General features: G+C 55.6%; 22 protein-coding genes. 7 read left to right on the top strand and 15 right to left on the bottom strand.

The features are described from left to right. Positions 1 to 471 precede the first annotated feature (471 nt). Entirely contained in the window at positions 472 to 1,794 is a 1,323-nt protein-coding gene (locus ACVKSX_RS11950; RefSeq protein ID WP_010256442.1) for a hemolysin family protein, read from the top strand. Between the two features lie 146 nt (positions 1,795 to 1,940). On the opposite strand, the gene ACVKSX_RS11945 is transcribed toward ACVKSX_RS11950, so the two are convergent. Further along, the gene (locus tag ACVKSX_RS11945; protein WP_003855513.1) at positions 1,941 to 2,147 is read right to left on the bottom strand and encodes a DUF1107 domain-containing protein; all 207 of its coding nucleotides are present in this window, start codon (positions 2,145 to 2,147) and stop codon (positions 1,941 to 1,943) included. Positions 2,148 to 2,461: 314 nt separating this feature from the next. Here ACVKSX_RS11945 and ACVKSX_RS11940 point away from each other — a divergent pair, with 314 nt between their 5' ends. Further along, the gene (locus ACVKSX_RS11940; protein ID WP_337030888.1) at positions 2,462 to 3,019 is read left to right on the top strand and encodes a YtfJ family protein; all 558 of its coding nucleotides are present in this window, start codon (positions 2,462 to 2,464) and stop codon (positions 3,017 to 3,019) included. A gap of 74 nt (positions 3,020 to 3,093) precedes the next feature. Here ACVKSX_RS11940 and cysQ read toward each other — a convergent pair whose 3' ends face one another. Beyond that, a complete protein-coding gene (cysQ, locus tag ACVKSX_RS11935; RefSeq protein ID WP_010256437.1) occupies positions 3,094 to 3,837 on the bottom strand; it encodes a 3'(2'),5'-bisphosphate nucleotidase CysQ in 744 nt (247 codons plus the stop codon). Positions 3,838 to 4,130: 293 nt separating this feature from the next. On the opposite strand from cysQ, the gene ACVKSX_RS11930 reads away from it, so the two are divergent. After that, a complete protein-coding gene (locus tag ACVKSX_RS11930) occupies positions 4,131 to 6,074 on the top strand; it encodes a bifunctional 2',3'-cyclic-nucleotide 2'-phosphodiesterase/3'-nucleotidase (RefSeq protein WP_061902006.1) in 1,944 nt (647 codons plus the stop codon). Between the two features lie 44 nt (positions 6,075 to 6,118). Here the strand turns inward: ACVKSX_RS11930 and fklB are convergent, their stop codons facing one another. Beyond that, positions 6,119 to 6,739 (bottom strand): FKBP-type peptidyl-prolyl cis-trans isomerase, encoded by a 621-nt coding sequence (gene fklB, locus ACVKSX_RS11925; protein WP_010256433.1) that lies wholly within the window; start codon positions 6,737 to 6,739, stop codon positions 6,119 to 6,121. A gap of 220 nt (positions 6,740 to 6,959) precedes the next feature. On the opposite strand from fklB, the gene ACVKSX_RS11920 reads away from it, so the two are divergent. Next, a complete protein-coding gene (locus ACVKSX_RS11920; protein ID WP_153020899.1) occupies positions 6,960 to 7,637 on the top strand; it encodes a LysM-like peptidoglycan-binding domain-containing protein in 678 nt (225 codons plus the stop codon). 82 nt (positions 7,638 to 7,719) lie between these two features. Here ACVKSX_RS11920 and rplI read toward each other — a convergent pair whose 3' ends face one another. From rplI to rpsF, 4 genes are read right to left on the bottom strand one after another with little or no spacing between them, the layout of a single operon-like run. Then, positions 7,720 to 8,169 carry a 50S ribosomal protein L9 gene (gene rplI, locus ACVKSX_RS11915; protein ID WP_010256429.1) on the bottom strand — a complete coding sequence of 150 codons (450 nt, stop codon included), beginning with the start codon at positions 8,167 to 8,169 and terminating at the stop codon, positions 7,720 to 7,722. A gap of 39 nt (positions 8,170 to 8,208) precedes the next feature. Continuing rightward, the gene (rpsR, locus tag ACVKSX_RS11910; RefSeq protein WP_002210155.1) at positions 8,209 to 8,436 is read right to left on the bottom strand and encodes a 30S ribosomal protein S18; all 228 of its coding nucleotides are present in this window, start codon (positions 8,434 to 8,436) and stop codon (positions 8,209 to 8,211) included. Positions 8,437 to 8,440: 4 nt separating this feature from the next. Continuing rightward, on the bottom strand, positions 8,441 to 8,758 hold the full coding sequence (priB, locus tag ACVKSX_RS11905) for a primosomal replication protein N (protein WP_010256154.1): 318 nt from the start codon (positions 8,756 to 8,758) through the stop codon (positions 8,441 to 8,443). 6 nt (positions 8,759 to 8,764) lie between these two features. Beyond that, a complete protein-coding gene (rpsF, locus tag ACVKSX_RS11900) occupies positions 8,765 to 9,160 on the bottom strand; it encodes a 30S ribosomal protein S6 (RefSeq protein ID WP_003855334.1) in 396 nt (131 codons plus the stop codon). A 405-nt stretch (positions 9,161 to 9,565) separates the two neighbouring features. On the opposite strand from rpsF, the gene ACVKSX_RS11895 reads away from it, so the two are divergent. Then, a complete protein-coding gene (locus tag ACVKSX_RS11895) occupies positions 9,566 to 9,772 on the top strand; it encodes a hypothetical protein (RefSeq protein ID WP_354438933.1) in 207 nt (68 codons plus the stop codon). A 48-nt stretch (positions 9,773 to 9,820) separates the two neighbouring features. Here ACVKSX_RS11895 and yjfP read toward each other — a convergent pair whose 3' ends face one another. Then, positions 9,821 to 10,570 (bottom strand): esterase, encoded by a 750-nt coding sequence (yjfP, locus tag ACVKSX_RS11890; RefSeq protein ID WP_354438934.1) that lies wholly within the window; start codon positions 10,568 to 10,570, stop codon positions 9,821 to 9,823. Positions 10,571 to 10,728: 158 nt separating this feature from the next. On the opposite strand from yjfP, the gene ACVKSX_RS11885 reads away from it, so the two are divergent. Both ACVKSX_RS11885 and bsmA read left to right on the top strand, forming a co-directional pair. Continuing rightward, positions 10,729 to 12,660, top strand: coding sequence for a methyl-accepting chemotaxis protein (locus tag ACVKSX_RS11885; RefSeq protein WP_052271675.1), 1,932 nt, complete (start codon positions 10,729 to 10,731; stop codon positions 12,658 to 12,660). Positions 12,661 to 12,716: 56 nt separating this feature from the next. Further along, complete coding sequence (gene bsmA / locus ACVKSX_RS11880) at positions 12,717 to 13,043, top strand: biofilm peroxide resistance protein BsmA (protein WP_064690024.1); 327 nt, start codon at positions 12,717 to 12,719, stop codon at positions 13,041 to 13,043. On the opposite strand, the gene ACVKSX_RS11875 is transcribed toward bsmA, so the two are convergent. From ACVKSX_RS11875 to hflC, 7 genes are all read right to left on the bottom strand, one after another. Beyond that, on the bottom strand, positions 13,017 to 14,645 hold the full coding sequence (locus ACVKSX_RS11875; protein ID WP_050680381.1) for an isovaleryl-CoA dehydrogenase: 1,629 nt from the start codon (positions 14,643 to 14,645) through the stop codon (positions 13,017 to 13,019). The two genes, bsmA and ACVKSX_RS11875, sit on opposite strands and share 27 nt — an antisense overlap. A 220-nt stretch (positions 14,646 to 14,865) precedes the next feature. Beyond that, a complete protein-coding gene (gene rlmB, locus ACVKSX_RS11870; protein WP_010256134.1) occupies positions 14,866 to 15,600 on the bottom strand; it encodes a 23S rRNA (guanosine(2251)-2'-O)-methyltransferase RlmB in 735 nt (244 codons plus the stop codon). A gap of 69 nt (positions 15,601 to 15,669) precedes the next feature. Next, positions 15,670 to 18,162, bottom strand: a complete 2,493-nt coding sequence (rnr, locus tag ACVKSX_RS11865) for a ribonuclease R (protein WP_354438936.1) — start codon at positions 18,160 to 18,162, stop codon at positions 15,670 to 15,672. Between the two features lie 16 nt (positions 18,163 to 18,178). After that, the gene (nsrR, locus tag ACVKSX_RS11860) at positions 18,179 to 18,622 is read right to left on the bottom strand and encodes a nitric oxide-sensing transcriptional repressor NsrR (protein ID WP_010256130.1); all 444 of its coding nucleotides are present in this window, start codon (positions 18,620 to 18,622) and stop codon (positions 18,179 to 18,181) included. Positions 18,623 to 18,840: 218 nt separating this feature from the next. Further along, a complete protein-coding gene (locus ACVKSX_RS11855) occupies positions 18,841 to 20,139 on the bottom strand; it encodes an adenylosuccinate synthase (RefSeq protein WP_354438937.1) in 1,299 nt (432 codons plus the stop codon). 166 nt (positions 20,140 to 20,305) lie between these two features. Further along, positions 20,306 to 20,506, bottom strand: a complete 201-nt coding sequence (locus ACVKSX_RS11850) for a DUF2065 domain-containing protein (RefSeq protein WP_010256126.1) — start codon at positions 20,504 to 20,506, stop codon at positions 20,306 to 20,308. Between the two features lie 57 nt (positions 20,507 to 20,563). Beyond that, the gene (hflC, locus tag ACVKSX_RS11845; RefSeq protein WP_010256123.1) at positions 20,564 to 21,568 is read right to left on the bottom strand and encodes a protease modulator HflC; all 1,005 of its coding nucleotides are present in this window, start codon (positions 21,566 to 21,568) and stop codon (positions 20,564 to 20,566) included. Between the last annotated feature and the right edge of the window lies 1 nt (position 21,569).

Below are 21,569 nucleotides of genomic sequence, written 5' to 3'. Positions count from 1 at the left end.
GCCCCTTTTCCGCGGGGCGCTTATTAATCTTCTTTGCCCGCACTACCGCAACGGCAACATCCTCATCATAGCCGCACTTTATGGCAAACGGCGGAGCAACTCTGACATCTAAGTCAAATAACGGGGCTATTGTCGGTAAATGGGGTGAGCGATACAACTCCTGCGGGTCGGAATGATCAGTCCGATATGACTCACTCAGATAAATCCGAGTCTGTAACCGGCCGCTCTGGCTGCTAATGCGCCCTTAAGCAGCGGTTTGCCCTCTGGCGGCGCAATGAGCGCTCCTGCTATAATCGGCCACCACAGGCATGCCGCCTGTTTTCATTTCTGCCCCGACATGTCGTTTGTTGTCGAACTGGCGCAGACATTTTTGGCACGGATAGCTTTGTTTCACGGATAAACCAACTCTGTTTGCGCTTACCCACGCTGCCCAGGCCAAAAATGACAAGTGGATAACCCTTTGGATCTCATATGTTAGATAGCTTACTTGTCATTCTGTTACTGATCGTAATCAGTGCCTTTTTCTCTCTGTCGGAGATCTCGCTGGCGGCCGCCCGTAAGATCAAACTGAAACTGCTGGCCGATGAAGGCAACGTAAATGCGCAGCGCGTGCTGAAAATGCAGGAAACGCCGGGCATGTTCTTCACCGTGGTGCAGATTGGCCTCAACGCCGTCGCCATCCTGGGGGGTATTGTTGGCGATGCGGCGTTTTCGCCGGTTTTCAGCGGCCTGTTTAACCGGTTTGTCTCGCCGGAACTGGCGGAGCAGCTCAGCTTTATCTGCTCCTTCACCATCGTCACCAGCCTGTTTATCCTGTTTGCTGACTTAACCCCAAAGCGGGTCGGCATGGTCGCACCGGAAACCATCGCGCTGCGCATCATCAACCCGATGCGTTTCTGCCTGCTGATAATGCGTCCGTTGGTGTTTCTGTTTAATGGCCTGGCTAACGTCTTCTTCCGTATTTTCAAGCTGCCGATGGTGCGTAAAGATGACATCACCTCCGACGATATCTACGCGGTGGTTGAAGCGGGTGCGCTGGCTGGCGTGCTGCGTAAGCAGGAGCACGAGCTGATTGAAAACGTGTTTGAGCTGGAGTCACGTACTGTTCCCTCCTCCATGACCTCACGTGAGAATATTGTCTGGTTTGATCTGCACGAAGATGAGACCAGCCTCAAAACCAAAATCGCCCAGCATCCTCACTCGAAGTTTCTGGTCTGCAGCGGCGATATCGACCATATCGTTGGCTATGTCGACTCCAAAGAGCTGCTGCTGCGCGTGCTGGGTAATCAGAGCATGGCGCTGAACAGCGGCCTGCAGATTCGCTCGGCGCTGATCGTGCCGGACACGCTGACCCTCTCTGAAGCACTGGAAAGTTTTAAAACCGCCGGAGAAGATTTCGCGGTGATCATGAACGAATATGCGCTGGTTGTGGGCATTATTACCCTGAATGATGTAATGACCACGCTGATGGGCGATCTGGTTGGCCAGGGTATGGAAGAGCAGATTGTAGCGCGCGATGAGAATTCATGGCTGGTTGAAGGCGGTACGCCGATTGATGACGTGATGCGCGTGCTGGACATTGATGATTTCCCGCAGTCAGGCAACTACGAAACCATCGGTGGCTTTATGATGTATATGTTGCGTAAGATTCCGAAGCGTACCGATTTTGTGAAGTTTGCTGGCTACAAGTTCGAGGTGGTGGATATTGATAGCTATCGCATCGATCAGCTGCTGGTCACCCGCATCGATGAACGACCGCCGGTGCTGAGCATGACGAAAAGCGAAGAAGAGTAGAATGACCAGCAGTCTGGACATGGACAGCGCGGAACAACCGGAATGTGACGTAGTCTGTGAGAATTGTTGGCACTGCTCAGGTTCAGAGTGACAAATAAAATGGCCTGACTGGCCAGACACTAAGGGCGCCATCGGCGCCCTTATGATTAGTTGAACTCAAGTTTGAGACGAACGACCTGGCGGTTAATTTCTGACATCACGCTCAGGTGCTGTTTGTCTTTGACGCGCGGGATTAATACTTTCCCTTTGTCGAACTCGAACGCGCCGACGTCCTTGATATACAACCTTCCTTTGAACAGCGTTTTTACATATTTCGCTATTTGTAGCGGATTATAGCGCTGGAAGATCTTCATACTGACTAACTCCTGTACATTTTTAAGCACGCTTCGCCGTTTCCAAATTTGGTTCCAGCCCATGAAGCGCGAATTCGCGATAACTATAGAACACTCAAACCTACTAATGTTCCTAAAAGTGATTTTTTTTACTGAATTGACACATCATTACAGAACACTCTGTTATCAGGCTCACACAACACAGTATAAACCTTCGTTGGTTAAGGAATTGTGGAGGCCATAACAAACCTGACACCTTTCCAGGACAGGCGCATCATCCCTGCTTACTATTGCAGTAAAATGACTAACTGGTCTGATCACTCAAGGAAATAGCAATGCGAATAATTCTGGCAGCTGTAGCGTTGTCTTTACTGATACCGGCAAGCGTGATGGCTCATAACCTCAGGCAGGATATGCGGGTACCGGCCGTTGGCGTGAACGACAAAGGCGAGCTGTTATTGCAGCAGGATAAGTTTAGCTACAAAAACTGGAATAGCGCGCAGCTCGGCGGAAAAGTTCGCGTGGTTCAGCACATCGCGGGTCGCTCATCCGCTAAAGAGATGAATGCCGCATTGATCGAGGCGATTAAGGCCGCGAAGCTGCCGCATGATCGCTATCAGACCACCACCATCGTGAATACAGATGATGCCATTCCCGGTACGGGCATGTTTGTGCGCAGCAGCGTCGAGACCAACAAGCAGCAATATCCGTGGTCGCAGTTTGTTGTCGACAGCAAGGGCAATGTGCAGCATGCCTGGCAGTTACAGCCGGGCGGTTCCGCCATTGTGGTGCTGGATAAGCAGGGTAAGGTGAAATTTGTGAAGGATGGATCGCTGACGCAGGATGAAGTGACAAAAGTGATTACGCTGGTCACCTCCCTGCTGAAGGATTAATCGCTGAAGCCCCGGTGGGAAGAGCATCGCCCGCCGGGGCTTCAGCCTTCAGCAGGCTGAGCGCTCAGACAGCGTTAAAACAGTGAAACGCGGAAGCCAGGATTAAGGAAGGATTCGCGCGGCGCGTAGTCCAGAGTTTTACCCTGCCAGTCGTGCACATGCGCGCCCGCCGCCATCGCCACGGCATGACCCGCGCCGGTATCCCAGATGTTGGTGGGTCCGAAACGGGGATAGAGCTGGGCTTTTCCTTCTGCCACCAGGCAGAATTTCAGTGAGGATCCGGTCGCGACGGTCTGATGTTCACCTAACTGCTTCAGGTACTCTTTCATCTCATCGTCGTCGCCATGTGAACGGCTCACCACCACCAGCGGAGGACGCGCATCACGGACATGAATCTGTTCACGCTGACCGCCCTCCTCTTTCCACGCTTTGCCGTCTGCAGCGGAATACATCACGCCCAGCACCGGCGCATAGACTACGCCCATTACCGGCTTGCCTGCTTCGATTAGCGCAATATTAACGGTAAATTCGCCGTTACGCTTGATGAACTCTTTGGTGCCATCCAGCGGATCGACCAGCCAGTAGCGCTGCCAGTGCTGACGCACCTCCCAGGCTGGCGGATCTTCTTCTGACAGCACGGGGAGATCAGGCGTTAACTTTTTGAGGCCAGCGAGGATCACCTCGTGTGCAGCGATATCCGCGGCAGTCACCGGCGAATCATCCGATTTGTGAGAAACGTCAAGCGGCGCGGCACCGTTATAGACCTGCATAATCGCGTCGCCTGCTTCGCGTGCCAGTTGGCAGATTTGCTCTAACATTTTTCACCTCATTGTGTCTGTCTGCTGCAGGATCAGCTCATCGTCAGATAGTGACATTTTAGCAGTTCCGCCTGAAGTGCCCATTCACAGGCACTTCGGCGATTCAATTTATAGATATATCAATATCATAGTTACCCATTTATCGCCACGCCTGTGCCGCTACGCCTCCATCGTTTAAGAATCCGACGCTGACCGATGCGTCAAAACGTTATACCCATCACGATTTAAAATGACTATCTGTCATGCTTTTACATTATTTTGAGATCCTTATTTATTTTGCAGCAGGAGCAAGCATGTTTAAGCCCGGAATGATGTTACTGGCACTGAGCGTTTCCGTCGCCACCCAGGCGGCGACGGTGGATTTGCGGATACTGGAAACCACCGATCTGCACAGCAATATGATGGATTTCGACTATTACAAAGACACGCCAACCGAGAAGTTTGGTCTGGTGCGAACCGCCACGCTGATCCACGCCGCACGCCAGGAGGTGAAAAACAGCCTGCTGGTCGATAACGGCGACATCATTCAGGGCAGCCCGCTGGGTGACTACATGGCGGCCAAAGGATTACGTGAGGGCGAGATCCATCCGGTCTACAAGGCGCTCAACACGCTGGATTACAGCGTCGGTAACCTCGGTAATCATGAATTCAATTATGGCCTGCCCTACCTGAAAAAAGCGCTGGCGGGCGCACGCTTTCCCTATGTGAACGCCAACGTGATTGATGTGAAGAGCGGCAAACCGCTGTTTACCCCATACCTCATCAAATCCACTACGGTGGTTGATCGTGAGGGCAAAACGCAGACCCTGAAGATAGGTTATATCGGCTTTGTGCCGCCGCAGATCATGGTGTGGGATAAAGCCAACCTGCAGGGCAAGGTACGCGTCGATGACATCACCGAAACGGCTCGCCGCTACGTGCCTGAGATGCGCGCGCAGGGCTCCGATCTGATTATCGCTATTCCCCACTCCGGCCTGAGCAGCGAGCCGTATCACACGATGGCGGAGAACTCGGTTTACTATCTCAGCCAGGTGGAAGGCATTAACGCCATCCTGTTTGGTCATGCGCATGCGGTCTTCCCCGGCAAGGAGTTTGCTGACATCAAGGGTGCAGATATCGCCAACGGCACCCTGAACGGTATTCCGGCGGTGATGCCAGGCATGTGGGGCGATCACCTTGGCGTGGTTGACCTGGTGCTGAACAATGAGGGCGGACGCTGGCAGGTGAGCAGCGGCAAAGCACAGGCGCGGCCAATCTACGATACCGCAGCGAAGAAATCGCTGGCGGCAGAGGATCCGGCGCTGGTGAAGGTACTGGCTGACGATCACCGCGCCACGCGGGAGTTTGTGGCGAAGCCCATCGGCAAGTCCGCCGATGTGATGTACAGCTACCTGTCGCTGGTACAGGACGATCCGACGGTACAGATCGTCAATAATGCCCAGCGCGCCTACGTGGAGCATTTCATTCAGGGCGATCCGGATCTGGGCCGCCTGCCGGTGCTCTCTGCTGCTGCGCCGTTTAAAGCGGGCGGACGTAAAAACGATCCGGCCAGCTATGTCGAAGTAGAGAAAGGCGCGCTGACCTTCCGTAACGCGGCCGATCTCTATCTTTATCCCAATACCCTGGTGGTCATGAAAGTCACCGGTGCGCAGGTAAAAGAGTGGCTGGAGTGCTCAGCGGGCCAGTTTAATCAGATCGATCCCCACAGCACGAAAACGCAGTCGCTGATCAACTGGGATTTCCGCACCTATAACTTTGATGTGATTGACGGGGTTAATTATCAGATTGATGTGACCCAGCCCGCACGCTACGACGCAGAGTGTCAGTTGATCCATCCTGAGGCCTCACGTATCCGTCAGCTTAGCTGGCAGGGTAAACCCGTCGATCCACAGGCGACCTTCCTGGTGGCGACCAATAACTATCGCGCTTACGGCGGCAAGTTTGCCGGCACCGGAGATAAATACATTGCCTTTGCCTCGCCGGATGAGAACCGTTCCGTGGTTGCCGCCTACATCAGCGCGGAAACCAAAGCGCACGGTGAAGTTCAGCCGAAGGCGGACAATAACTGGCGGCTGGCACCGATTACCTCATCCACCCCGCTCGACATTCAGTTTGAAACGGCACCGGGTGATAAAGCGACCGGATTTATTAAGCAGCATGCGCAATATCCGCTTCAGCCCAAAGGGACAGATGCGATCGGCTTTGCTCTGTGGCAGGTGAATTTACAGCAGAAATAAGGCGGAAGAAAACGCTGCAACCGGGGGGGTTGCAGCGTCCGGAATTACAGAATTTCCAGCAGTTCGACTTCGAAGATCAGGGTGCTGAATGGTGGGATAGAGGCACCCGCACCGCGCTCGCCATACGCGAGGTTCTGTGGGATCACCAGTTCCCATTTTGAGCCAACCGGCATCAGGGTCAGCGCTTCAATCCAGCCTGGAATTACGCCGCTTACCGGGAATTCCGCCGGTTCGCCACGGGCAACAGAGCTGTCGAATACGCTGCCGTCGATCAGTTTACCGGTGTAGTGAACGCGTACGCGATCCTGACGTGATGGGATTGGACCTTCGCCCTGAGTAATCACGCTGAACTGCAGACCTGATTCGGTACTGCTCACGCCTTCACGCTGCGCATGTTCCTGCAGGAACGCCTGACCTTCTGCGGCCATGGCTTCGGTGCGCTCACGACGCACGCCTTCAGCGCGTTCATGCACTTCACGCAGTGCGCGATGAACCACATCAACCGGTACGGCCGGCGAGTTCCCTTCCAGCGCGTCGCGCAGACCCGCGAGCAGTGCTTCTGGTTGCAGACCCTGCAGACCAGATTCCAGCAACTGCTGGCCAACCTGTAAACCAATACCGTAACTTGCTTGTGCTTCGACGCTGTCGAAAGAAGGGGTAGTCATCTTCGTTCCTTTCACTCTCGGATAAATTCGAACCGGCAGCATAGCAGCGCAGGCCGCTGGCGTAAAATGCCCTGCATCGCAGATGACTTTTGCCGGGGAAAGAGAAACAATAGAGCCGTCAATTTTATCAATGCTGGCAGGCACTTCGCGCCGGTATTGCCCATACTATAACTATCGGGGGGGATCACCCCCTCTATAGCACACGAATAAGAGAGCAAACATGGGCCAGATAGCCCCACGACGCCGCAGGATGCGTGCAAAATATCTTGTATCCCGGTTGCAGACCTGGCTGGCCGCACGCAGGCTAAAGCAGCCTGCCGGAGAGGAGGAACCCCGAATGGCTTCAGACACGTCATCCCGCCTGCCGACATGGCTTCAGCGTATCTGGCATTTTACCGACCACATTCGCTGGATGGACCCGCTGCCTGCGCTGCACCGCCGTGGCATTGTGGCCGCACTGCTGGTGATGCTGGTGGCGTTTCTCTGGCCCGCCAGCACGCTGCGCTATCCGGTCGAGCAGCCGGTCGCACCCCAGACGGAGAAAGAGGTGCCGATGCAGGCGGATATTTATGAGAACAACAGTAGCCGCCAGCCGTCATCCTCACCGTCTCAGCAGACGCCAAAAGCCGATTCTCAGGGCGAGTGGCGCAATCTGACCATCGCTTCCGGTCAGACGCTGGCGCAGCTGTTTCGTGATAATAGTCTGCCGGTCAATGATGTGTTTGCGATGGCGCGGGTGGAAGGCAGCGATCAGCCACTCAGCTCACTGAAAAGTGGTCAGCAGGTGAAAATCCGTCAGGATGCGCAGGGGGCTGTAACCGGTCTGACGGTGGAGGGCGCAAACGGTCCGGTGCTGTTTACACGTCAGCCAGACGGCAGCTTTATTCGCGCGCAGTAACGCGAACAGCGGCGATTGAAAGGCACAAAAACAAAAACGCCGGCACAGGGCCGGCGTTTGTGTCGTGCTCAGTTAATAAAGATTAACCAGCAACTACTTTCACGTTCAGTTTCGCGAATACTTCGCTGTGAACCTGGAAGCTTACTTCATGCTCACCGGTAGTGCGCAGAACGCCGTTCGGCAGACGAACTTCGCTCTTAGCCACTTCAACGCCAGCTGCAGTCACTGCATCAGCGATGTCGCGGGCACCGATTGAACCGAACAGTTTACCTTCATCGCCCGCTTTAGACGTGATGGTTACAGTGCCCAGTTCATTGATTTTCTCAGCGCGTGCAGTTGCTGCAGACTGAACATCAGCCAGTTTGGCTTCCAGTTCAGCACGGCGTGCTTCGAAGAACTCAACGTTTTTCTTGGTAGCAGGAACAGCTTTGCCCTGTGGTACCAGGAAGTTACGAGCGTAGCCCGCTTTAACGTTAACCTGATCACCCAGGGTGCCAAGGTTTGCTACTTTATCAAGCAGAATAACTTGCATTACCTTATCCTCTTAAAGTCGTTAATGGACAGTTGCCGATTACTGATGACGATCAGTGTACGGCAGCAGAGACAGGTAACGCGCACGCTTGATGCAGCGAGCCAACTGACGCTGGTATTTTGCACGAGTACCGGTGATACGGCTCGGGACAATTTTACCGCTTTCGGTAATGTAGTTTTTCAACGTTGCGATGTCTTTGTAATCGATCTCAACAACGCCTTCCGCGGTGAAACGGCAGAACTTGCGACGACGGAAATAACGTGCCATTAGGCTAGTCTCCAGAATCTATCAATTCAATCTGCTCGGCATGGAACACCACTTTGCTCTGGCCATTTCGTGCCTGATGGCAACTAATGAAACCGTCGAGTGTGAGTTGCGTGCCGACCGTTATATGTTGAGTAATCACCTGATGGGCGCTGCCGCTGATAATAACCGGCATACGACACCAGGCTTGCCGGTGAAACCCGGCCTCCTCCTGCACTGAGCGGTGCTCAAGCACGAACTGACAGTGAGGAATTCCTGACGGGCTAACTCTTCGAACCGGCGTCTTGCACACAGTGCCAGACAGGCGAAGTCGATTAACCGTCACGATGGATTACTCTTCAGAATCCCCAGCATCTGACTCATCAGCGGATTCGTTAGCAAAATCTTCGCGACGATCACGACGCTCATCTTTCGCTTTAACCATCGGCGATGCTTCAGTTACCGCGTTTTTAACGCGCATAACCATGCTACGGATAACGGCGTCGTTGAAGCGGAAGTTCGTTTCCAGCTCATCGATCGCTTCCTGCGGCGCTTCAACGTTCATCAGAACGTAATGCGCTTTGTGCAGTTTATTGATCGGGTAAGCCAGCTGACGGCGGCCCCAGTCTTCCAGACGGTGAATCGTGCCTTCTGCACCAGTGATAGCACCAGTGTAACGCTCGATCATGCCAGGAACCTGTTCGCTCTGGTCAGGATGAACCATAAATACGATTTCGTAATGACGCATCGAAATTGCTCCTTACGGATTATTCAGCCTCCTGTCGGGGTCAACCGCGGCCCATGGAAGCAAGGAACGTTATAGGCTGTGTCCCACAAAGGTTCGTTATGACGAGCGTTTGTGGGACACAGCCTGAGAATGCGGCTGAAAAATTGACGCGTAATCATACTGGCGGCGACGGCTAAACTCAAGCGCACATTTCAACAAATGCCATCCGGCGTGCCATATACGGTAGCTTTTCGTGCTAATCATGTGAATACAGCGCGTTAAGCGGGAAAGGTTCAAAAAAGCTGATAAAGAGCTTCAGGCGGACGATCTGGCGATAATGTGCACAGTCGCTAAACTTAATGCAGACGTTACGGTTTGGCTTATCGGCGTCTAACAGAGTGTGTTCCCTGAAGTGAGGAGTCGGGCATGAAAACGTTCGTCATCGCCACTTTACTGGGTCTCTTCCTGTCTCCACCCGCTCTTGCCAGCAATACTGACTGTGCGCAGCAGATAAGAAGTCACAGCAGCGAAGCGGCATCGGGTTATATCTACATTAATCGGCTGGATGCGCCACAAAAGAACCCGGTCAACGCGCCTGCCAGAGCAGCAGAAAAATCGTCTGCGCACTGGTAAGTGCCGGTAAATTTACGGGCGGCAGATCCACTCTCCGCCCGCTCATTTTTATAGCTGCTGTTTAAAAAAGCTGACCAGCGCCGTCAATGCTGATGGCGTGATCTTATGTCCAATCTGTTTTTCAGACAGCGCAGTCAGATGCTGCGCCAGCCCGTTGTCACGCAGCGCCCTCTCCAGCCGGACGCTCTCCGCCCAGGGCACCACCTCATCCGCCTCACCATGCCACAACAGCAGCGGACGGTTTGCCAGGGCCTCCAGCCGGTTGCAGGGATCGTAGTCGGCCAGCGGTGCCATGCGGGCAGCAAACTGCGCTTGCTGCTCAGGCGTGTCGGCCACCAGCGGCGGAAAGAGCGACTGACTGAGCTGCATAAAATAGCCCGATCCCATCAGGCAGGCGACGCTCTGAATCTGCGGATAACGTGCCATCGCGCCCAGCGCCGTCATGCCGCCCATCGACGCGCCCGCCACCGCAAAACGCTCGCTGGCGATCAGATCGTCAGCGCGCAGCGCCGATTCCAGCTGCGGCAGCTCATCAATGTTCTGTTTCAGAATCTCCCAGAAGCGACCAAGGCGTGCATCGGCATCGCCGTGATAGCGCGCGCCGTGCAGATCCGCATCCGGCATCACCGCCCGGAACCCCGCCTGTGCCAGCGCGACAGCGAAGTAGGCGTAGACCTCTTTTGAAGAGGTAAAGCCGTGATAAAACAGCACGGTAGGCAGTGGCTGATGCCGTTGTCCGGCAGGCGTGGCGTGCAGGCATTCGATACCGGCCAGCGTTTCTGTGGTGAGTTCAATCATTGTCTCTCCTGAGAAGGGGCAAGGCGTGCCGATTGAGTGTACGTCTGCGGGTTAATTTACGAAATCCCCTGCTGCGTTTAGTCGCCAGATTTCGGCCTAAACTTTTCCCGCGCTTTGCCGTTGATGTTGTGTCCCCCTAACTTGATCAAAGGTAATTTATGAAGCGTCTCTCTCTCAGCGGCCTGAGTCTTGGAGTTAAGCTGTCTGTACTGACGTCTCTCAGCGTTGCGTTATTGTTGCTGGTTCTGACGCTAACCCAGAGCCACACCGCTTCGCGGCAGCTGGAAAATCTCGCCATCGATGACATGCAAAACCAGGTGCAGGGCATCAGTGAAATGGCCACCATGTTCAACGCCACTCTCACCGAAGAGGTGGCTCACTACACCAGTCTGTTTACCAGCTTCCTGCCTAAGCGCTTTAGCCTGGATGAAGACTCCCGGGTGCAGGTCGGTGCCTTTTCGACGCCGGTGCTGCGCGCCGGGTTAAAAACGCTGAACCTCGACCAGACCGCGGTAGACGATTTCACCGAACGCACCGCCGCCGTGGCGACCATTTTTGTGCGCGACGGCGATGATTTTATCCGTATTTCCACCTCGCTGAAAAAGCAGGATGGCAGTCGCGCAATCGGTACGCAGCTTGACCGCAACGGCGCCGCCTGGAAAAGCGTCAGTCAGGGCGACGTCTATCAGGGGCTGGCGACGCTGTTCGGCCATCGCTACATCACACAATATCAGCCGGTAAAAGATGAGAGTGGCAAGGTTGTCGCCATCCTGTTTGTCGGCGTTGGCATTGATAAGCAGTATGCGCTGATGCGTGAAAAAATCCTGGCACGCAAGCTGGGTGATAGTGGTCATTTCTTTGTGCTCAACGGCACGCCCGGTAAGACGCAGGGAGAGTATCTGTTCGATCAGCACGACGAAGGAAAACGACCCGCCTGGGATGACGCGACACTCCAGCCGCTGCTGACTCAGCCGCAGGGCATGCTGCAGGCAGAGATCAACGGCGAGCACCAGATTCTGGCCTGGCAGCAGCTGCCGGGCTGGAACTGGGTGATCGCCGGCGAAGTTAACCGTGAAAGCCTGCTCGCCCCGATTACGCATAGCCGTAACCTGTTCCTGATAACCGGACTGATTCTGGTGGTGGTCTTTGCGCTGGGGTTTGTCTGGTACAGCCGTCGGGCGATTACCCGTCCGCTGCAGCAGGTGATCCATCTGGCGGAGCAGTATGCTGCCGGGAATCTGCAGGTCCATATGGATACCCAGCGTCGCGATGAAGTGGGCCAGTTGATCGTTGCGATCAACGGCATTGGCGATGGTCTGGAGAAAATCGTCAGTCAGGTGCGCGGCGCGGCGCAGGAGATCAGCGACGGTACGGACACCATCGCGGCCAGCAGTCATAACATCAGCGAGCAGATCGGACGACAGGCCAGCAGCGTGGAACAGACCTCCGCCAGCATGGAGCAGTTTGGCGCAACGGTTGAACACACCGCAGACAGCCTGCGTCAGGCGATGTCACTGGTGGCCGAAGCCAGCGATATCGTCAGTCACGGCAGCCAGACGGTGGTGCGTTCGGTCAACACCATGTCGGCGATTAAGGTTTCATCACAAAGCATTGCGGATATCACCCACGTGATTGAGTCGATCGCCTTCCAGACCAATATCCTGGCGCTGAACGCCGCCGTTGAAGCGGCACGTGCAGGGGAACAGGGCCGTGGCTTTGCCGTGGTGGCCGCAGAAGTGCGTGCGCTGGCACAGCGTTCTGCGCAGGCCGCTAAAGAGATTGATGGACTGATTGCGACCTCCATCAGCAACGTGGCGGAAGGCCATCAGTTATCTGAGCAGACGCGCGATGCGATGAGCGACATTGTGACCCACATCGAGCAGGTGCAGGCGCTGATGGGCGAGATCAACGTGGCGGCGCAGCAGCAGGCGGCAGGAATCGGCCAGGTTAATCTGGCGATGAACCAGATCAGCCAGGCGACTCACCAGAACAGCGAACTGGTGACACAGGCGGAAAACAGCGCGCAGAACCTGAGTGATAAAGGGCATCACCTGACCCAGCTGGTCAGCGTATTCAGCCTTAAATCCTGACGCCATTCAGGGCGATGGCATACACTTAATGCTTCGTCCTGAAAGAGGGTTTTGCTATGCGTTTCGCTTGTTTACTGGTGATAAGCCTGCTGCTGGCAGGCTGTTCCGCGCTTGAGACCACGCCAAAAGCACCGCCCGCGCCGACGCAACAGGCGCAGGAGATTTCACGGGCGCAGAGTGGCGGTTTGCCAAAGCTGGGCAATATTACCGTTAACGTGCGCGGCTCACCGGATGATGCCGGGCGGGCCGTGGCCACCCGGGCTAACCAGGCCGGTGCGGCTTACTATCAGATCGTGGCGCTGAGTGAAACGGTAATGCCCGGTCTCTGGTACGCCAGCGCGATTCTTTACGGCGCATCACCTGCCACAGGCGCGGGCCAGTAAACGGTCTGTGATTGCTGTCTCAAGCGGGCGGGAGCCACGCCGATCGAGCCACTGCTGGCACCATGCATCCGCCAGCGGCGGTTCGCCATATTTCAGTAGCTGAGCGCCGGTCGCAAGCAGCAGCAGTGTGCGGGTCACCTCGCGCGCCTGCTCTTCGGGGACTTTGCTCATTCGCAGCCGTAACTGACGCCAGCGCGCATCGAAATGACGATTACTCCCTTTCACCGCTTCAAATTCCTGGCCCAGCATCTCCGAAACCTCTGCCTGACGGGTGAGCACGCGCAGTACGTCAAGACACATCACGTTGCCCGACCCTTCCCAGATGCTGTTGACCGGTATGTCACGATAGAGGCGCGGCAGCTCGCTCGCTTCGCAGTAGCCGATGCCCCCCAGCACTTCCATCGACTCCGCGACGAACGGGGCTCCCGCTTTGCAGATCTGATATTTTGCAGCCGGAGTGAATAAGCGGGCAAACGTGACCTCATGCGGTTTTGCCGGTTGTGACCAGGCGCGCGCCAGCCGCATCAGCAGCGCGGTTTGTCCCTCCAGCTGCAGCGCCTGCTGTGCCAGAACCTGACGCATCAGCGGCTGATCCACCAGGTTTTTTCCCATCACCTGGCGCTGATGTGCATGCCAGAGTGCCACCGAGAATGCACGCCGCATCTGACCATGACTGCCGAGTGCGCAGTCGAAGCGCGTCATACCGCCCATTTTAAGGATGAGCCGCACGCCTTCGCCCTCTTCTCCCAGCAGCCAGCCGGTCGCATCGCGAAACTCCACCTCACAACTGGCATTTGAGCGATTACCCAGCTTATCTTTAAGCTGCTCAAGCTGGATGGCGTTGCGTGACCCATCAGGCAACAGGCGCGGCAGGAAGAAACAGCTTAATCCGGCGGGCGTCTGCGCCAGCACCAGATGCGCATCGCTCTGCGGCACCGAGAAGAACCATTTGTGGCCGGTCAGCCGGTAGGCTTCACCCGGGCCGCGCGCCCCCAGCGGCTCGGCCCGGGTAGTGCTGGTGAGCAGATCGCTGCCGCCCTGTTTTTCCGTCATGCCCATACCGATCAGCAGACCCCGCTTCTGGTCGCCGGGCTGCGCATGGGTATCGTAACGATCGCTGAGCAGCGGATCGAGCCAGCCTTCGAACGCGGCGGGCAGATAAGTCTGCAGCAGTGGAATGGCCGCGTGCGTCATGGTCACCGGGCAAAGCGTGCCCGCTTCAACCTGTGCGTGCAGAATAAAGCGCGCAGCGCGCGCCACGCTGGCCTGTTCACGTACTGTGGGATGCCAGCTGAGATTATGCAGGCGGCTGGCGCAGACACCCTGCATCAGCAGGTGCCAGGCGGGGTGAAAACGGACTTCATCCATCCGTACGCCACGGGCGTCGTAGCGCAGCAGCTCAGGTGGCTCCGCGTTGGCGAGCCGGCCCAGCTCCAGCGACTCGGCGCTGCCCAGCTGTCGGCCTACCGAAGCCAGCCATTCCCGGTCCCATCCGGCGCCTTCGCGTGACAGTGCCTCGCCGAGCGGCGTATCAGACAGGAACAGGTTGCTGTTGCTCAGAGGATGGGGCTGATTAAAAACGGTGTGTGTTGTCCAGGTCATAACCACTCCTCGCGGATGTCACTCAGTAAGTATACCCGTCGTCTTTCAAGCTGCATTTTTGTTGGCTGCGTTCCCTCACCCGAATCACTTACTCATGTAAGCTCATCGGGATTCGTTCTCTTGCCGCCTCAATGCAACCCGAAATCCTTTGGGTATATACGAATGACGCGCAGTTATGCCTGGTACAGAAACTAATTTGTGGCGAGGATCACATCGGGGATCAGGCGTTGCGCTGACGCACCGCTTCAAACAGGCAGACACCCGTAGCCACCGAGACATTCAGCGAAGAGACGCTGCCGGCCATCGGAATGCTGATCAGCTCATCGCAATGCTCACGGGTCAGACGACGCATGCCTTCCCCTTCCGCGCCCATCACCAGCGCCATCGGACCGGTCATTTTGCTCTGGAAGACGGTATGGTCAGCTTCACCTGCGGTACCGACAACCCAGATGTTGTACTCCTGCAGCAGACGCAGGGTACGTGCCAGGTTGGTGACGCGGATCAACGGCACATTTTCTGCCGCGCCGCTGGCCACTTTTTTGGCCGTTGCATTCAGGGGCGCAGAGCGATCTTTCGGCACGATAATCGCGTGCACACCGGCCGCATCGGCACTGCGCAGGCAGGCACCCAGATTGTGCGGATCGGTGACCCCGTCCAGCACCAGCAGGAAGGGTTTCTCCAGGCTCTGCAGCAGATCCGGCAGGTCGCCTTCCTGATACTGACGACCCGGTTTTACCCGCGCCACAATACCCTGATGCACACCGCCTTCAACCTGGCTGTCGAGCCACTTGCGCTCGGCCAGCTGAATCACGACCCCCTGAGCTTCCAGCGCGGCGACCACGGGTTGCAGGCGACGATCGTCGCGGCCTTTGAGGATAAAGACTTCCTGGAAACGTTGTGGATCACGTTCCAGCAGCGCCTGCACGGCATGGATACCAAAAATAATTTCGCTCATCGATCTGCTCAGTGTTTGGAAATGAATGAATGACCGCCCTTTCTCAGTGAGAAAGGGCGGGTGCGCGCATCAGTCAGGCTGCGCCTTTTTTCTGGCGCGCTTCGCCCGGGTGGCGGCGGCGATTTTACGGGTTTTTTCCGAGACGTTTTTACTTTTATTCTCGGTATTTGCAGCGGCGGTCTTGCCCTTGTCACCCCGGAAAGCGGCGTCCGGCTCGAAGTTGGACTTCTTGCTCGCATCACGACGGCGTTTCGCTGGCGCTTTGTCGTCACGCTTCGCCCGGTCGCGTGCGGTTTTGCCTTCACCACGTACCTGACGCTGGCTGGAGATCAGGGCAAAGTCGATTTTACGCTCGTCCATATGGACAGCTTCAACACGCACTTCAACCGTATCACCCAGACGATAGGTGCGACCGCCCGATTCACCGATCAGACGCTGACCTACCGGGTCAAAACGGTAGTAATCGTTGTCGAGCGTCGAAACGTGGACCAGACCATCAATGAACAGATCGCTTAAGCGTACAAAGAAGCCAAATCCGGTCACGCTGGAGATGACGCCGTTGAAGACGTTGCCAACCTGGTCCTGCATGAAGTCACACTTGAGCCAGTCCGCGACGTCACGGGTCGCTTCATCGGCGCGGCGTTCGGTCAGGGAACAGTGCAGGCCCAGTTGCAGCATCTGCGGCATCTCGTAGTGATAGCCGCCGGTTGCTGTCGTCATATCTTTGGCGACGCTGCGATCTCTCGGCATCAGGTATTTAATGGCGCGCTGTACCAGGCCTTTACCTTCATCCTGCTCTTTTGCCAGCAGATATTTGATGGCGCGATGCAGCGTCAGATCCGGGTAACGACGGATTGGCGAGGTAAAGTGCGCATACGAAGAGAGTGCCAGACCAAAGTGACCGCGATTTTCCGGATCGTAAACGGCCTGCTTCATCGAACGCAGCAGCATGGTTTGCAGCATTTCCGCATCAGGACGATCGGCAACCTGCTTCAGCAGCGCCGCATAGTCGATTGGCTGCGGTTTATTGCCGCCAGGCAGGCTCAGTCCCAGCTCGTTGAGCACGGTACGGAAGCTCTTGATGCTTTCGTCGGTCGGGCGATCGTGATCGCGGAACAGCGCCGGTTCCTGATTTTTCTCAACGAAGCGTGCCGAGGCGATGTTCGCCAGAATCATGCACTCTTCGATCAGCTTATGGGCGTCATTACGTGACACGCGCTCAACACGCTCAATACGGCGCTCGGCGTTGAAGATAAACTTCGCCTCTTCCGTTTCAAACGAGATACCGCCGCGCTCTTCACGAGCGGCTTCCAGCGCATGATAGAGGTTGTTCAGCTCTTCAAGGTCTTTAACCAGCGGCGCATACTGCTGGCGCAGCTCTTTGTCGCCCTGCAGAATGTTCCAGACTTTGTTGTAGGTCAGACGCGCATGGGAGTTCATCACCGCTTCATAGTGCTTGAAGCCGGTCAGTTTACCTTTGGTCGAGATGGTCATCTCGCACACCATACAGAGGCGATCGACCTGCGGGTTAAGCGAACATAAGCCATTCGACAGCACTTCCGGCAGCATCGGCACAACCTGCGACGGGAAGTAGACCGAGGTTCCGCGCTGATGCGCTTCGTCATCCAGTGGGGTGCCCGGACGGACGTAATAGCTGACATCCGCGATAGCTACCCACAGACGCCATCCGCCACCACGCTTCTTCTCACAGTAAACAGCATCATCAAAGTCACGGGCATCTTCACCATCGATGGTGACCAGCGGCAGCTTACGCAGATCGACGCGGCCTTTTTTGGCCTCTTCCGGGACTTCTTCTTTCAGTTTGCTGACCTGAGCTTCCACTTCCGGCGGCCAGGTGTGCGGGATTTCATGCGTACGCAGCGCCATATCCACGGCCAGGCTGGTACCCATATCATCGCCCAGAATCTCGGCGATTTTACCGATCGCTTTGCTGCGACGGTTCGGACGCTGGACCAGCTCAACCACCACCACGGAACCCATGCGGGCATTCATCGTCTCTTCAGGCGGGATGAGGATGTCAAAACTCAGGCGACTGTCGTCCGGTACCACGAAGCCAGCACCGGCATCGGTAAAGTAACGGCCAACGATCTGATTGTTGCGGGGTTCCTGCACCCGGACCACGCGCGCTTCGCGGCGGCCTTTGCGATCGGCACCCAGCGGCTGCGCCAGGATCACGTCACCGTGCATACAGAATTTCATCTGTTCTGCGGAAAGGTAGAGGTCATCTTTCTGACCTTCTGCCCGCAGGAAGCCGTAGCCATCGCGGTGGCCAATGACTTTACCGCGCAGGAGATCAAGACGTTCTGGCAGGGCATAACACTGACGGCGGGTGAACACCAGCTGACCATCACGCTCCATGGCGCGAAGGCGGCGACGCAGCGCCTCAAGGTGTTCTTCTTCCTGCAGATTCATCTCTTCAGCCAGCTCTTCGCGGCTGGCCGGTTTTTCACGTTTTTCTAACAGAGCCAGAATAAATTCACGGCTCGGAATAGGGTTTTCGTATTTTTCAGCTTCTCTATCCTGAAAAGGATCTTTTGACATAGCGGTTCCTCCGATGTCATTTAATATTTATTTCCACCGGCGATCTGGACAAGATGATCTCATAAAGTGGTGTATTTCCTTCGACCAGATCTGCCAACGTATAGCTATCCAGCTCCTGCAAAAATCGCTGCACCGCATCATGTAACGCCTGCTTCAGACGACAGGCTGGCGTGATGGAACAGGACGCGCAATCCACTAATTGTAGTGGTTCCATCTTACGTACCACATCGCCAATGACAATCTGACGAGCTGGCATACCCAGACGAATGCCCCCGTTTTTACCACGCGTTGCGGCGACATAGCCCGCCCGGCTCAGCTGATTGATAATTTTGACCATATGATTACGGGACAAACCATAAGTGTTCGTCACTTCCGTAATATTGGTCTGCTGACCTTCCGGCAACGATGCCAGATAAATCAGTGCCCGTAAGCCATAATCAGTAAAACTCGTGAGCTGCACAGTAACCTCAGTGAACCTTCAGGCGCGGCATGACCTTATTCGCCCTGTGATTGATGCCAGGATTAAATCGGATCGCCATTCGATTAGCTACGATGATAAACCAGAGTCTGTCTGGCCGTGCGCTTTTTTAAGCCAGCAGAAGGTTTGACAAGCGAAGGGAGGTTAAGTGGCATCAAAGAATGGAAAAACAAGGGCCGGACAGCGTCCGGCCTGAATGATTACGCGTCGAACGGGTCGCGCAGAATCATTGTTTCACTACGATCAGGGCCGGTTGAGATGATATCAATCGGCACACCCGTTACCTCTTCCACACGCTTGATGTAGTAACGCGCAGCCTGAGGCAAACCTTCCAGCGTCTTGACGCCAAACGTTGTCTCACTCCAGCCTGGCAGGGTTTCGTAGATCGGCTCAATGCCTTCCCAGTTCTCTGCCGCCAGTGGCGTGGTGGTCACTTCGCGGCCATCAGGCATACGATAAGCCACACAGATCTTCACCTCTTTCAGGCCATCCAGCACGTCCAGCTTGGTCATGCAGAAACCTGACAGGGAGTTGATCTGGACCGCGCGGCGAACCGCTACCGCATCCAGCCAGCCGGTACGACGACGACGACCGGTGGTCGCGCCAAACTCATTACCCTGCGCACAGAGGAATTCGCCGGTTTCATCGAACAGCTCGGTCGGGAACGGGCCTGCGCCAACGCGGGTTGAGTAAGCTTTCACAATACCCAGCACGTAGTCGACATAACGCGGGCCAATGCCTGAACCGGTCGCTACGCCACCTGCGGTGGTGTTGGATGAGGTCACGTACGGATAGGTACCGTGATCGATATCCAGCAGCGTACCCTGCGCACCTTCAAACATAATCAGATCGCCACGCTTACGCGCGACGTCCAGCAGTTCAGAGACGTCAACGACCATGCCAGTGATGATGTCAGCGACTTCCATCACATCACTCAGCACTTTATCGAAGTCGACTGCCGGCTCTTTGTAGTACTCCACCAGCTGGAAGTTGTAGAAATCGACCACTTCTTTCAGCTTGGCAGCAAAGGTTTCTTTGTTAAACAGGTCGCTGACGCGCAGGGCACGGCGAGCGACTTTATCTTCGTAAGCCGGTCCGATGCCACGACCCGTGGTACCAATCGCTTTGGCGCCACGAGCACGTTCACGCGCCATATCCATCGCAACATGATATTGCAGGATCAGCGGACAGGCTTCAGAAATCAGCAGACGTTCACGTACCGGAATCCCGCGCGCTTCCAGGCCTTTCATCTCTTTCATTAAGGCTTCAGGAGAGAGCACTACGCCGTTACCAATGATGCTGGTGACGTTATCGCGCAGAATGCCAGAAGGGATCAGGTGGAGGACGGTTTTTTCACCGTTGATGACAAGCGTGTGGCCCGCATTGTGGCCGCCTTGATAACGCACAACGTAATTCGCGCGCTCAGTCAGAAGGTCTACAATCTTACCTTTACCTTCGTCACCCCATTGGGTGCCCAGTACGACGACGTTCTTACCCATTTCTCAAAATCACCGATTGCTTAAAAAAGGATTCTACCATCTGATCCCGTGGTTTTCAGCACTTTTAGCATACGATTGCGCGCTTTTTTGCCTGAGTTTTGATCACTACAACATGTTGGGGATAATAGCGTTGAAAGGCACAATTTAGCCGGTCTGAACGTCAGCCTCAGAGGTTGCCGTGCAGGCTGAGCATGCAGTAAATCACCATGCCAGCAACGACCAGTCCTCCACCAAAGCGGTGCAGCAGACGATCGGGCAACCGCGTCATCGTCAGGATCATGCGTCGCCAGGCGCGCGGCATAAACATTGGTCCCAACCCTTCCAGCACTAACACCAGCGCCAGCGCCATCCAGATGCTTGTTTTCATTCTGATACCCAAAAAAAAGGGCCGACAACATTGTCGGCCCACAGGTTATATCAGTTCTTAGCGTGTCGCGTTAGAGGGCGCCTTCATATATCGGAAGAAGTCGCTATCCGGGCTTAACACCATCACATCCTGATCGCTATTGAAGCTGTTTTCATAGGCACGCAGGCTACGAATAAAGGCGTAGAAGTCAGGATCTTTGCTGAACGAATCGGCAAACAACCGCGCCGTTTCCGCATCACCGTCACCGCGTGTAATCAGTGCTTCGCGCTGGGCTTCAGCCAGAGTACGGGTGACCTGGTAATCGGCCTGGGCGCGCAGTTTTTCCGCCTCTTCCTGACCCTGTGAACGCTGGCTACGCGCTACCGCTTCACGCTCAGCACGCATACGGTTAAAGATCGCATCAGACACTTCGGTCGGCAGGTTGATCTGCTTGATACGCACATCTACCACCTGAATACCTAACGCCGCCATACTGTTCGGGTTCGGAGCCGGTTCGCTGCTGTTGGTTTCACGCTCGACACGGGCCGCTGCACTGGCAATCGCGTCATCAGCCGCAGGGGTTGCGATTTCATCATCGTTGCCTGCAGAGCCGGTATTCAGCGCGTCACGCACATCGGTGGTCAGACGACCACGAGAGTCCGTTACGATATCTTTCACATCCAGACGACCCATCTCAGAACGCAAGCGGTCACTGAACTTACGTTTCAGCAGCACTTCCGCCTGAGAGACATCACCGCCACCGGTGGCCAGGTAGTAGCGACTGAAGTCGCTGATACGCCACTTGATGTAGGAGTCCACGATCAGATCTTTCTTCTCTTTGGTGACGAAGCGATCGGCCTGGTTATCCATGGTCTGGATACGCGCATCCAGCGTTTTAACCGTTTCCAGGAATGGAATCTTGAAATGCAGACCCGGCTCAAACACCTGCGGTTTGTTTTCGCCGTCGCGCAGGACTTTACCGAAGCGCAGAACAATGCCTCGCTGCCCTTCCTGCACCACAAACAGGGACGCATAGAGCGCCACCAGCACGACAATGATTAAAAATACTATTGGCTTACGCATC

The sequence above is a fragment of the Pantoea sp. PvP021 genome (assembly GCF_054056055.1).
This window is presented reverse-complemented; position numbering and strand designations above follow the sequence as displayed.